Raw genomic sequence first — 12,858 nt, 5'->3', positions numbered from 1 at the left:
GTTCGCTACTTCTGCAAGCCGCGACACGTTACAAAATATCCTTTTTTTGACTGCAACACTGGCGCAATCTTTAAGAAAACTTTAGCGGTTTATAGCCGTAAAACAAAAATAGTTGCAACAAAAAAACCCCGGAATATCCGGGGTTTTAAAAATGTATTTGAGTTCTTTTAGATTAAAAGAAACCCATTGGTTTTTTATCGTATGAGATCAACATGTTTTTTACAACACGGTAATGGTCTAGCGCCATTTTGTGATTCTCACGTCCAAAACCTGACTCTTTTACTCCACCAAATGGTGCGTGAGCTGGATAAGTGTGGTATTGATTCACCCATACTCTACCTGCTTGAATAGCACGTGGAACCTGGTATAACTCATGTGCATCACGAGACCAAACTCCTGCTCCTAATCCGTAAGGAGTATCGTTTGCGATTTCGATTGCTTCTTCAGTAGTACTGAATGTAGTTAATGATACCACTGGTCCAAAAATCTCTTCTTGGAAGATACGCATTTTGTTATTTCCTTTAAGAACTGTAGGTTGGATATAGTACCCCTCAGAAAGTTCTCCTTCATAGTTTCCTGCTCCACCACCAGCAATTACTTCAGCACCTTCTTCTTTACCAATATTGATATAGTTTAGGATTTTTTCGTATTGTGGTTTAGATACTTGAGAACCAATCATTGTTTCTGGGTCTAAAGGATTTCCAGTTTTGATTGCTTTTAGTCTCACTTTCATTTTTTCGATAAAAAGATCAACGATGTCTTCATGTACTAAAATTCTTGTTGGAGCTGTACAAATCTCTCCTTGATTTAAAGCAAACATTAACGCTCCTTCGATTGATTTACTAAAGAAATCATCATCATGAGCTGCTACAGATGGGAAGAAAATATTAGGTGATTTACCTCCTAATTCCATTGTTACTGGAATAATATTTTCGGCTGCATTGTGGTATACTTTCTGTCCTGTTGCTGTTGAACCTGTAAAAGATAATTTAGCGATTCTTTTTGAAGTTGCTAGCGCTTGACCTGCTTCTGCACCAAAACCTGTTACAATGTTTAAAACTCCTGGAGGCAATAAATCTCCAATTAATTCCATTAACATGATTACACTTGTAGGTGTTTGTTCTGCTGGTTTTACTACTGCAGTACATCCTGCAGCTAATGCCGGTGCTACTTTCCAAGCTAACATTAACATTGGGAAATTCCATGGAATGATTTCTCCCACTACTCCAATAGGCTCGTGTATAACGATACTTACGGTGTTTTTATCATGCTCAGCAATTGTTCCTTCGTCTGCACGAATTACTCCTGCAAAATAACGGAAGTGATCTACACAGTAAGGAATATCTGCTGCACGTGATTCACGAATAGGTTTTCCGTTGTCAATCGTTTCTAATGTTGCTAAGTACTCTGCGTTATCTTCCATCACTTGCGCAATTTTCAATAAGGCATTGCTACGCTCTGTTGCTGATGAAGTACTCCATGACGGAAAAGCTTCGTGTGCAGCATCTAGTGCTAAGTCTATATCTTCTTGTGTTGAACGTGCTGCTTGCGTAAATACTTTACCATCTACTGGTGAAATATTGTCAAAATATTGTCCTTTAACTGGATCAACAAATTTACCTCCAATAAAATTTCCGTATCTTTCTTTAAAGTCCGGTTTTGTTACATTTGCCATATCTGTTTGTATTTAATTTGTTATAATCGTTTTAAAAACGCTTTGTTTTAATTACAAGGCAAAGGTATCAATACACAAAACCAATTTGATTACCAATACGGTTCAAAAACTTATGAAAACAGTCCAAAAAGTCCAGCTCAGCTACTTTTTATTCGAATAAAAATAGTATTTAATTGTTTTTCAGTGTTTTAAAAATAATCGCGCTATTGCAAAATATCCACTGGACTTATTCCAAATTTATTTTTGAAGGCTATACTAAAGTTAGACAGGTTATTATAACCCGCATCTAAATAAATGTCTGAAGGTTTTAAGACTCCTTCTTGCAACAAATCTTTTGCTCTTTGAAGACGCTTGTCTTGCAACCACTTTCCAGGTGCTTCTTTGTATTCTAAAGTAAAATGACGCTTGAAGGTAGACAAACTCATATTGCATAAAAACGCAATCTCTTCCAGTTTTAGATTCGAATAAACATTACTCTCTATCACATTTTTAAACGGCGAAACTTCGTTAGAGATCAAAGAATGTAAGAAATCTTCAAATACCCCTTTGTACTTCGCTAGAAGGTACAGCATGATTTCCTCAAATTTTATCTCTAATAAATTAGCACTATACGCTGAATTATCCAGATGAAGAATAGAAAGCGAGTTCAAGAATGACCCTATGTAATCGTCATTTTCTATAACAAAATACGCTACTTCGTTTGAGTACGGCTGCGTATTTTTTGTATGCTTTTTTAAAAATTCAGTCAGTTTTTCTTCTGAAAAAAAGAAAAGTTTACAATAGTAAATTGCTTCTGTATCTAAAAGCTCTGTCCACAGCCAGTTTCCTTTTTTTAAAAGTAACGATTGCTGACTATTGACAGCGATGGAAGTATCCCCAAAATGGACCTGCTTCTTCCCTACTTGCAAAAAGCTGAACATGTTCATGCTCAAGTTTACTTTGCTTTTTACAACATCACTCGTCATTTTAAAATCATACACGAGTAAGCCTTCATTTACTTCTTTCTCTTTTATATAGATTTCAGGAATATTTTCTATTGGCATGAATTCTTATTTAATTAGGATCTTAAATTACTTTAGCAAATACGAAACTCCAATAGAGCCGTAAAAATAGCCCGAATTTGTAGGATGATGCAATTCGCGACCGCGATACATAAAAACATACGAAAGGTTGAGTTTGTTTTTTCTGTATTTAAAACCCGCTTCTCCATTGAAACGTAAAGGCACTAACTTAAATGTCACTGGACTATTGTCATTAAAAAGACTGCCTTGAATGGTGGCGTCATACAGTTGATAATTAATACTAGGTGCAATATAAAAGTAAAATTCACTTTCAGCACTACCTACAGCGCCACCGTATAAATTAGAATTATAAACGGGAGCCAACTTTTTAAAACCTATTCTACTGACAAAACCAGTAGTAACTCCAGTAAAAATTGTTCCTAAACTTGCTTCTGATCGAAAATGAAAATCAACAAAATCACTTTTCACACTTGAAAAAAGCTTTTTTGAAAACAAATAATGTGTTTGAATCACAAGTGCATTCTGAATTTGATATTCCCAACCAAACACTTCTTTATATCCCACTAAATCGTGAAAGGATTTTTGAGTTTCTTGCCCAAAAGCATTTTGACCTAAATAGCCTAAACGCAAATCCATTTTTAAAACCGACTCGTTTTTATAAAAAAAGGTTTTTCCAAACTCTCCAAAAAGATAACCTGCATACGGCCTATCCATTATTTCTTTCTCAGGCGTATTTATAAATCTTGGCGTATAAATATATTGCCCTAATCTAAATTCGGTTGTTTTTTTATGGATTTTAGAATTTTGGTTTTTAGATACATATTTATAAAAAAGCTCTAAGCCATTTGTATAATACATATCATACTTAGACGACGTGTACAAATCATTATCGGTTATAATTCCGAATTCAGCCCCACTATTTTGACTCCAAACTTGAGCAGTAAAGAGAAAAAATAAAATAATATAACTGTTTTTAAAACCCATCTAATAATTGATTTTACCTACTGTTCTCATGACACGCATTATCTTCTTTTTTCTATTATTAATATAACTTGAAGAACTTGTGGCTGTAAATCGCCTTGGACTTGGTAAAATTGCAGCTATTCCTGCAGCTTGTATTGGTGTTAAATTAGCCGCATCTTTTCGGTACCAATGTTGAGCCGCTGCTTGGGCACCATAAACACCATCCCCCATTTCTATACTATTCAAATAAACTTCCATGATGCGCTCTTTACCCCAAATGAGCTCAATTAAAACTGTAAAATAAGCTTCGAGCCCTTTACGTAAATAACTACGACCTTGCCATAGAAAAACGTTTTTTGCTGTTTGTTGTGAAATCGTACTCCCGCCTTTAATTTTTCGACCACGTGAGTTGCTTTTATAAGCTTTTTGCATGGCTCCAAAATCAAAACCATTGTGTGACAAAAACATTCCGTCCTCGCTCGCAATAACCGCTTTTTGTAAATTAATAGAAATATTTTCTAGAGGCTCCCAATCATGGCTGCATATTGCTTCCTTATCTGCTTTTTTATGTTCAATTGCCCGTATAGCCATCAATGGAGTAAAAGGAACAGGAACAAATTTATAAAGAACTACAAAAAACAATGACACTGCTATAAAGTAAAGCACTATTTTAAAAATAAACTTCATTACTTTACTCATAAAACTCCCCTCATTTTTCTTTGTAGTTTTTTTAATTGGTTTCTTTTTGATATTCTTTGTTGGTGTAGTTTTTATCCCCATTATATTAAATCTGCTAATTCTTTTCCTATTAAACTTCCTATTGCCACTCCCATTCCTCCTAATCGCACACCGCAATAAACATTTTCAGACAATTGTGAGACAATAGGATTTTTACTGTTTCCAATTCCCATAATACCGCTCCATCTGTGTGCAACTTTAAAATCTTGGTTTGGCAAAATTACTTCTTTTAATAACTGTTCCAATTTATTTTGAATAATTTCCGTTTGCGCAAATTCAGTTGTAGTTTCAGTATCAAAATCCAAGTTTCTACCGCCTCCCAATAGTATTTTATCGCCTATATTTCTAAAATAATAATAGCCACGATCTAAATGAAAAGTGCCTTTTATGTCTAAATTTGCTATTGGCTCCGTAATTAAAACTTGCGCTCTTGCTGGTTTGACAGCCCCGTTTGTAATTTGGCTCGAAAATCCATTTGTAGCAAACAACACTTTTTTTGAAATAAAACTAAAATCTCCTAAAACAACTTCTACACCATTTCCTTTTTCTAGAAATGAAGTAACCGCTTGTTGATTTAATATCAAAATATTTTCTGCGTAAGCGTTTTTCAACAATGCTTGCATCATATTTCCAGTATCAATTTGCGCTTCAAACGGATTAAAAATTAAATATTCATGAATCCCTTTAAAATCAAAACGATCAACTTCTTTTGCAAAAACAGCGGTCTTAAATAAGGGCTTTAAAATCTCATTTATAAAAGGCAACTTGCTCATACATTCCGTGTAAGAGCTTTCATCTTTGTTTAAAAAAAGCTCATAACCTCCATATGGTTTGAAATCTATCACAGCATCACCTAATCTTTTTCTTAACAACTGTAATCCTTGCCAGCGTTTTTCGATAAGAGAAACTACCTCTTGTTCAGTATGTGATTTTAGATCATCTATAATTTCTGACAGGCTTCCAAAACAAGCAAAACCAGCATTTTTAGTACTCGCTCCATGTGGTAACATCCCTTTCTCAAGAACTAGAATTTTACTATCTGGAAATCTTTCGCGCAAGCGCAATGCAGCATGTAAACCTACAATTCCGCTTCCTACAACTGTATAATCAACATTAGAAAACCAATTTTTCAACTCCCAATAGCTTAGTTGCATGCTTTAATTTTTTATAAAAATAATATTTTAAATGAATAAAATAACATTTAGAAATAGTTAACAAAATCTCCCACTCCATTTTAGAATAAAATTGTACTTTTAAAATCCAAAAATAATTTTATTTTCATGAAAAAAATTCTTCTTACAACACTAACAATGATGAGTTTAAGCGCCATTAGCCAAAACGTTATGTCGCCAGAATTACTCTGGAAATTAGGGAGGGTATCTCCTTTAGGCATTTCAAAAGACAGTAAAAATATCGTTTATAAGGTAACCACTCCTTCTATTGAAGAGAATAAATCTTCTTCAAAATACTATACCGTTCCCGTAAATGGTGGAAATGCAACCGAAGTAAAAGACTATGAAGGTCTGGTTGCCGACAAAAATATTTCGCCCGACTCCAAATACCTAGTTTATAATGAAGAGGTAAAAATCAACAACGTTAACGGAAAAGATTTTTATCCCGACTTAGAAAAATCAGAAGTACAAATTTATGATGGCTTAGATTACCGTCATTGGGATACTTGGAATGAAGGTAAATTCAACCACGTATTTTACAAAGAAAACAAAGATGGTGCAACTGGAGTGGATATCTTAAAAGGAGAAGCGTATGATAGTCCTCAAAAACCTTTTGGAGGTGACGAAGACTACATTTGGTCACCAGATAGTAAAAGTATTTTTTATGTATCAAAGAAAAAAGCAGGAACTCAATATGCCATTTCTACCAATACAAATATTTTTGAATACAATCTTGAAACAGGAAAAACAGTAAATAGAACTGAAGAAAACCTAGGTTATGATACTGCACCACAATTTTCTCCTACTGGAAATCTTAGTTATTTACAAATGAAACGTGACGGATATGAAGCGGATAAAAATGACATAATTGTTGATTTTAAAGGCGTAAAAATGAACCTCACTGCAAACTGGGACGGAACTGTAGATAGTTTTAAATGGAGTATTGATGGTAAAAAAATCTATTTTATTGCTGCAGTTGACGGAACAAAACAATTATTTGAAGTAAATTTTCCTGGATTGAAAAAAATGGCCATCATGGTAAATCAAGTCACTAACGGTGATTTTGATGTAAATGAAATTATTGGTTTCTCAGGTAACAATGTTTTAGTAACAAGAGGCGACATGAATCATGCTGCTGAGATTTTTTCATATGATCTAAAGAAAAATACTTGGAAACAAATCACGAATGTAAATACTGAAGTTTACAGCTCTTTGGCGTTAAGCAAAACCGAAAGAAGATATGTAACAACTACCGATGGTAAAAAAATGCTAGTTTGGGTGATTTTACCTCCTAATTTTGATGCCTCAAAAAAATACCCTACACTTTTATATTGTCAAGGTGGACCACAAAGTGCTTTGACTCAATTTTATTCTTTCCGTTGGAATTTTCAATTAATGGCTGCAAACGGCTATATTGTTGTAGCACCTAATCGTCGTGGTATGCCAGGTCACGGTGTAGAATGGAACGAGCAAATTAGTAAAGATTGGGGTGGCCAGGTGATGAACGATTACTTATCTGCGATTGATGATGTAAGCAAAGAAAGCTATGTTGACAAAAGCCGTTTAGGATGTGTAGGAGCTAGTTATGGTGGGTATTCTGCATTTTATTTAGCCGGAATTCACAACAACCGTTTCAAGACATTTATTGCTCATGATGGTGTTTTTAACACACAAAGTATGTTTGGGACTACTGAAGAAGTTTTCTTTAACAACTGGGATTTTGGTGGTGCTTATTGGGAAAAAGACAATGCGGTTGCTCAAAAAACTTATACTCTTTTTAACCCAATTTCATTAGTGGATAAATGGAATACTCCTATTTTAATTATCCAAGGTGGTAAAGATTTTAGAGTACCAATAGGGCAAGGACAAGAAGCATTTCAAGCAGCACAATTGCGCGGAATAAAAAGTAGGTTTTTGTATTTTCCAGAAGAAAACCACTGGGTTTTAAAACCACAAAATGCACAAGTATGGCAAAAAGAATTCTTTAAATGGCTAAAAGAAACATTGTAGTACACTATGAAATGTTAAAGTCAAACCGATAATGTAACAATATTGGCTTTTGTTAAACCAATAATAAAAATTTAAATAACAATACATGTATAAATTTCCAATAAAAAACTTGTTCATCGCATCAGCATTGGTGTTAAGTATGAGCACTGTTTCAGCACAAGACGGATTAGTAAATTCCTTAAAAGTAAACATCAGCGCAAAAAGTGCTGAAAGCTTCAATTTTACAGATGTTATCAATCTTGCAAACACTTCAGTAAAGAATCAAGGTTCATCAGGAACTTGCTGGAGCTACTCTACTAATTCTTATTTAGAGTCGGAAATGATTCGACAAGGAAAACAACCCGTTGAACTTTCACAAGTTTTTTCGGCACGTAATGCTTATGTTGAAAAAGGTAAAAATTATGTGCGCATGCATGGAGCCGTAACGTTAGGAGACGGAGGAGAATTACATGATGTAACAAACATGTTTAGAAAATACGGAGCGGTACCCCAATCAGTGTACAGCGGATTAAATTACGGTACTACAAAAAACAAATTTGCTGAAATGTCAAGTATCACCGAAGCATTATTAGCAGCGGTTGTAAAAAATCCAAATGGCGAACTTACTCCAAATTGGGAAAAAGCATACGCAGCAGTTATCGATTCTTACTTAGGAGAAGTTCCGAAAAACTTTGATTATAAAGGGAAAAATTATACCCCACAAACTTTTGCTAAAGAAGTAGTTGGTATTAATCCTGATGAATATGTTGAGTTTGCATCTTATTCAACAGAGCCTTACTATGCTAAAACAATGATGATGGTTCCTGACAACTGGTCATTTGATTTAGTCTACAACGTAAAAATGAATGACATGACTGCAATTATTGATAACGCATTAAAAAGCGGTTTTACTGTGGCGTGGGCATCTGATGTTAGTGAAAAAAGTTTTAGCTGGAAAAACGGTGTTGCTTATGTTCCTACTAAAAAGTTTGAAGACATGACAGCAGACGAAAAAGAAAACATGTTCAATGGTCCTAAACCAGAATTAGAAGTAACTGAAGAATTGCGTCAAAAGGCTTTTGACAACTACCAAACTACAGATGATCACGCGATGCACATTGTAGGACTTGCCAAAGACCAAACTGGAAAAGAATATTATATTGTTAAAAACTCTTGGGGAGCTACAAATGATTACAAAGGGTATTTATATGTGACTAAGAATTTTGTTAAATACAAAACAACTTCTTTTATGGTAAACAAAGCAGGAATTCCTTCTGACATTTCTAAAAAATTAGGCGTTTAAGTTAATTGAAACACTACTTCCTTAATCATTAAGTGATAAAGCAGTAGCAATCGAATAAGCCTTAAATACTTAAAAAATAATACATTTAAATCTACCCCGCACTAATTTAAAAAAATGGGAAATAAGAGCAGTAATATTCCTGTAAAAGTTTTCATTAGTTATCTTGTCCTAGCGGCATTAGTGATTAGTGTGGGATGGATTTTATATTCAGAAAATGTTGTTTATACCAATATTGAAAAAAAGATTGCCTTTGAAAAAAGCAAAGTTTTAAAGATTACGAAGCTCTTCACAAATGTTTATAAAACAGAAGGTTTAGCTCGAAAGACAATTCAAACAAATTCAGAAGAAGATTTTAAGAACTACATCGTTCAATCGGATTCATTGTTGATAAGAGTAGATTCTTTAAAAAAATTAGTTTCTACTGATTATCAGATTCAATTATTAGATAGTGTCAATATTTTACTCTCTGAAAAAAACAACAATATTAGGCAACTAAAAGCCATAAAGAGTAAAGAAAGTGATGAAGCCTCTGTCAATAACGCTATTGACGAACTTACAAAATTAGAGTTTTCATTGCGAAAACTAGAATTGAGAGATTTCACTAAAAACCCCAAACAATTAGGTAGTTATCAACGTAATGTTTTACAAAAATATGTGGATTATCTTAATCAGAATATTCCTGATGACAGTACCAATACACTAACAAAAAAAGCTACCGATTCCATTTTATCAGCTTCAAAAAGACTCCTTAGTAAGGTAAAGAAAGAAGCGGAGAAAAAGAAAGAATCAGTAAATATCCAAGAGAATAAATTGCTTAAAAATGAAATTTTAATTTCAGAACAGCTCCGTAAAGTACTCCGAATTATTGAACGAGAAATTATTGTTTATTCTGTTCAAAATAATACTGAAAAAGAGAAATCCCTTAAAAAAATTAATCAAATTGTAACTGCTGCAGCGGTAGTAGGCTTGTTATTGACGATTTTCTTTTCTATTTTGATTACCAGTGATTTTTCTAAAACACAATCTTATAAAAAGCAATTAGAAATTGCTAATTTCAAAACTAAAAATTTATTAAAAAGTAGAGAGCATTTAATCTCGACGGTTAGCCATGATTTAAAAACACCGCTAAGCACCATCATGGGTTATACCGAACTTTTGTCAACTTCTAGCTTAACAAAAAAACAAGATTATTATACTCAAAACATAAGAAATTCTTCTGAATATATTTCGCGATTAGTGCAAGATTTACTGGAGTTTTCACAAATTGAAGCTGGAAAAATTGCTATCGAAAAAATAAGTTTTTTACTTCCTCAAACCATTGATGAGATTGCAAAAAACATACAATCTGTTTTCACGGAGAAAGACATTGTACTAACAGTAACAGCCGATCACGCTTTAGAAAAACCAATTATTGGTGATCCTTTTCGATTAAAACAAGTCCTCATTAATTTGATAGGGAATGCTTATAAATTCACTGAAAATGGCCATATAAAAATTAATGCTGCTGTTAAACAAAATAATGCCCAGCTTGTTATAACCATTGAGGATTCCGGAATAGGTATTGAAGCTGATAGTCAAGAATTGGTTTTTGAAGAATTTGCTCAAGCCAACGAAAACATTGAAAAAGAATATGGCGGAACTGGTTTAGGCCTAGCTATTTCTAAAAGAATAATTGCCATACTAGGCGGTGAACTACGTTTAAAAGAAAGCTCAAACCAAGGAAGCACATTTGAGATAACTTTGCCTTTGTATTATGGATCTGAAATTCCTGAAATAGAAGAAGAAGTCATTAAAACTAGCATCAGTAGTACTGATAAAACTATAATTGTAGTTGATGATGACAAAGATTTATTAACGTTGAGTACGGAAGTCTTGAAACAAAACGGCTATACTGTTTTGGCTTACAACAATGCTCAAGAAGCATTAAAAACAGTTCAAAACACTCCATTTGATTTAATCATTAGCGATATTCAAATGCCTATTATGGATGGTTTTGCTTTCGCAAAAGCGATACAAGAAACTCAAATCTATAACAACCAACCCATCGTAGCCGTTACAGGTCGCAGCGATTTAGACCTAAGCGTCTATGAAGAAGCGGGGTTTACTACAGTTATTAAAAAACCATTTTCAACCAAGACGCTTTTAGCAACGATAGAAGCAATATTTAATAAACAAGAAATCCCCTTTCAAGACGAAAGTAAAATAGCAAAAAACGCTACTGAATTATTTACTATTGCCTCTTTAGAATCCTTTTTAGGAAATGATAATGAAGCCGTAAAAGGTATTTTATTCTCTTTTATGGAATCAACAGCAAGTAATATTATAATTCTAAAGGAAGCGATAAACACAAGTGATTTTGTAACCGTAAAAGCTACAGCACATAAAATGGCGCCTATGTTCAAACAAATAGAAGCTACAAAAATAGCCCTAGTATTAAACGATATAGAATCGAACGATTACGACAAAAAAACTTTAGAAAAGCTATTTAAAAATGTGAAAAAAGATATTGATTTATTGATCGCAGCAATCAAAAGTACTATTAATTAAGATCGTACAATTTCAATTTATTATATAATGTTTTACGCGTGATTTTGAGCAATTTTGCAGCTTCGGACTTATTGTTATTTGTTCTATCTAATGCATTTAGAATCGCTTCCTTTTCATTTACCGATAAAGAAAAATCTCCGTTAGTACTTGCTGTTTTTTGAAAAAATTCAACAGGCAAAACATTACTTTCTATAAAATCAGTTTGTGTCAATAATGTTGCCCTTTTAACACAATTTTGAAGTTCACGTAGGTTTCCGGGCCATGGATATTTTTGAAAAATGGCAACTACTTCTGTTGAAAAACCTAGTACATCTTTGTTTAATTGGTCGTTTGCTTTTTGAAGAAAAAATTCTGCAAACACCATCAAATCTTCCTCACGCTCTGAAAGTGCAGGCGAGTGAATAGAAAACTCATTGATTCTATGGTACAGATCTTCTCTAAAATCGCCGTTTTTAACCGCTTCTCTTAAATCTTCATTTGTAGCTGTTAGAATTCGGATATCCACTTTTATCTCCTTGTTACTTCCTACTGGTTTAATCTTGCGTTCTTGTAAAGCCCTTAATAACTGAATTTGGTTTTCGTAGGATAAATTACCTATCTCATCTAGAAAAACTGTCCCGCCATTTGCTGCTTCAAAATAACCTATCTTATCAGAAATCGCTCCAGTAAACGAACCTTTTAAATGTCCGAAAAACTCACTTGCAGCCAATTCTTTTGGAATTGCACCACAATCTACCGCGATGAAATTATTATCCTTACGAAGGCTTTGTTTGTGAATACTCTTAGCGATGATTTCTTTTCCGGTTCCGCTTTCGCCAATAATTAGCACAGACATATCAGTAGGACTTACTAATTTAATATATTCTGCTAATTTAACTGAAGCTTTAGATATCCCTTTAACATATTCCTCATCAGAGTTTGACTTGGGTTTAGGTATTTTCTTTTCTATTGTAGTAGCAACACTTGAAGATTTTAGTGCATTTGTAATAACAATTAGCACTTCATCTGGGTTAAATGGTTTTGAAATATAATCCGAAGCACCGTTTTTTATTGCTTTTACAGCAGTATTAACATCAGAATATCCCGTCATTAGAATTACAGGAACGTCAGGAAATGTGGCTTTTATTTCCGTCATAAGTCCTATCCCATCATCATCAGGCAAACGCAAATCAGTTAGAACCAAATCAAAACTTTCCTTTTTCACAGCACTTCTTGCTTCTGCAGCAGAAAATGAAGTAGTTACGGTATAATTATTTTTAGTTAGAAATTTTTCTAATAGTTTGCAGAATGAAATATCATCTTCAATTAATAAAATCTTTGGCATTATTTGGCTACATTTTAGGCTAAAATAACATTAATAAAATTGTCTTTTCATAAAATTTTGCAAAAAAAAAGAGAAGTTACATCAAGTAACTTCTCTTTTAAAAACCTAAACTAATCTTATACTAC

Annotated in this window: 9 protein-coding genes; 3 read left to right on the top strand and 6 right to left on the bottom strand. The window is 33.5% G+C overall.

What is annotated here, in order from left to right; genetic code table 11:
• Positions 1 to 172 precede the first annotated feature (172 nt).
• The 5 genes from ACVEGE_RS08635 to ACVEGE_RS08615 form a co-directional block, all read right to left on the bottom strand.
• Positions 173 to 1,675 carry an aldehyde dehydrogenase family protein gene (locus ACVEGE_RS08635; RefSeq protein ID WP_192501513.1) on the bottom strand — a complete coding sequence of 501 codons (1,503 nt, stop codon included), beginning with the start codon at positions 1,673 to 1,675 and terminating at the stop codon, positions 173 to 175.
• Between the two features lie 203 nt (positions 1,676 to 1,878).
• Positions 1,879 to 2,718 (bottom strand): helix-turn-helix domain-containing protein, encoded by an 840-nt coding sequence (locus tag ACVEGE_RS08630; RefSeq protein WP_192501514.1) that lies wholly within the window; start codon positions 2,716 to 2,718, stop codon positions 1,879 to 1,881.
• A gap of 27 nt (positions 2,719 to 2,745) precedes the next feature.
• A complete protein-coding gene (locus tag ACVEGE_RS08625) occupies positions 2,746 to 3,681 on the bottom strand; it encodes a lipid A deacylase LpxR family protein (protein ID WP_192501515.1) in 936 nt (311 codons plus the stop codon).
• On the bottom strand, positions 3,682 to 4,440 hold the full coding sequence (mtgA, locus tag ACVEGE_RS08620) for a monofunctional biosynthetic peptidoglycan transglycosylase (RefSeq protein ID WP_173850956.1): 759 nt from the start codon (positions 4,438 to 4,440) through the stop codon (positions 3,682 to 3,684).
• A complete protein-coding gene (locus ACVEGE_RS08615) occupies positions 4,440 to 5,552 on the bottom strand; it encodes an NAD(P)/FAD-dependent oxidoreductase (RefSeq protein ID WP_192501516.1) in 1,113 nt (370 codons plus the stop codon). Before ACVEGE_RS08615 ends, mtgA begins: the two co-directional genes overlap by 1 nt.
• 126 nt (positions 5,553 to 5,678) lie before the next feature.
• Between ACVEGE_RS08615 and ACVEGE_RS08610 the strand changes: the two genes are divergently transcribed.
• The 3 genes from ACVEGE_RS08610 (at position 5,679) to ACVEGE_RS08600 (ending at position 11,409) form a co-directional block, all read left to right on the top strand.
• The gene (locus ACVEGE_RS08610) at positions 5,679 to 7,580 is read left to right on the top strand and encodes a S9 family peptidase (protein ID WP_192501517.1); all 1,902 of its coding nucleotides are present in this window, start codon (positions 5,679 to 5,681) and stop codon (positions 7,578 to 7,580) included.
• Positions 7,581 to 7,665: 85 nt separating this feature from the next.
• Positions 7,666 to 8,862 carry a C1 family peptidase gene (locus tag ACVEGE_RS08605; RefSeq protein WP_192501518.1) on the top strand — a complete coding sequence of 399 codons (1,197 nt, stop codon included), beginning with the start codon at positions 7,666 to 7,668 and terminating at the stop codon, positions 8,860 to 8,862.
• 114 nt (positions 8,863 to 8,976) lie between these two features.
• Positions 8,977 to 11,409, top strand: a complete 2,433-nt coding sequence (locus tag ACVEGE_RS08600; protein ID WP_192501519.1) for a hybrid sensor histidine kinase/response regulator — start codon at positions 8,977 to 8,979, stop codon at positions 11,407 to 11,409.
• Here ACVEGE_RS08600 and ACVEGE_RS08595 read toward each other — a convergent pair.
• Positions 11,402 to 12,733, bottom strand: coding sequence for a sigma-54-dependent transcriptional regulator (locus tag ACVEGE_RS08595; protein ID WP_192501520.1), 1,332 nt, complete (start codon positions 12,731 to 12,733; stop codon positions 11,402 to 11,404). The two genes, ACVEGE_RS08600 and ACVEGE_RS08595, sit on opposite strands and share 8 nt — an antisense overlap.
• Positions 12,734 to 12,858 lie beyond the last annotated feature (125 nt).

It is taken from the genome of Flavobacterium sp. PL002, assembly GCF_054165825.1.
This window is presented reverse-complemented; position numbering and strand designations above follow the sequence as displayed.

Excerpts from the sequence above, each read along its gene's own strand:
- ACVEGE_RS08600 (WP_192501519.1), top strand. The coding sequence starts at position 8,977 with ATGGGAAATAAGAGCAGTAATATTCCTGTAAAAGTTTTCATTAGTTAT.
- ACVEGE_RS08610 (WP_192501517.1), top strand. The coding sequence starts at position 5,679 with ATGAAAAAAATTCTTCTTACAACACTAACAATGATGAGTTTAAGCGCC.
- ACVEGE_RS08605 (WP_192501518.1), top strand. The coding sequence starts at position 7,666 with ATGTATAAATTTCCAATAAAAAACTTGTTCATCGCATCAGCATTGGTG.
- mtgA (WP_173850956.1), bottom strand. The coding sequence starts at position 4,440 with ATGGGGATAAAAACTACACCAACAAAGAATATCAAAAAGAAACCAATT.
- ACVEGE_RS08595 (WP_192501520.1), bottom strand. The coding sequence starts at position 12,733 with ATGCCAAAGATTTTATTAATTGAAGATGATATTTCATTCTGCAAACTA.
- ACVEGE_RS08615 (WP_192501516.1), bottom strand. The coding sequence starts at position 5,552 with ATGCAACTAAGCTATTGGGAGTTGAAAAATTGGTTTTCTAATGTTGAT.
- ACVEGE_RS08630 (WP_192501514.1), bottom strand. The coding sequence starts at position 2,718 with ATGCCAATAGAAAATATTCCTGAAATCTATATAAAAGAGAAAGAAGTA.
- ACVEGE_RS08635 (WP_192501513.1), bottom strand. The coding sequence starts at position 1,675 with ATGGCAAATGTAACAAAACCGGACTTTAAAGAAAGATACGGAAATTTT.
- ACVEGE_RS08625 (WP_192501515.1), bottom strand. The coding sequence starts at position 3,681 with ATGGGTTTTAAAAACAGTTATATTATTTTATTTTTTCTCTTTACTGCT.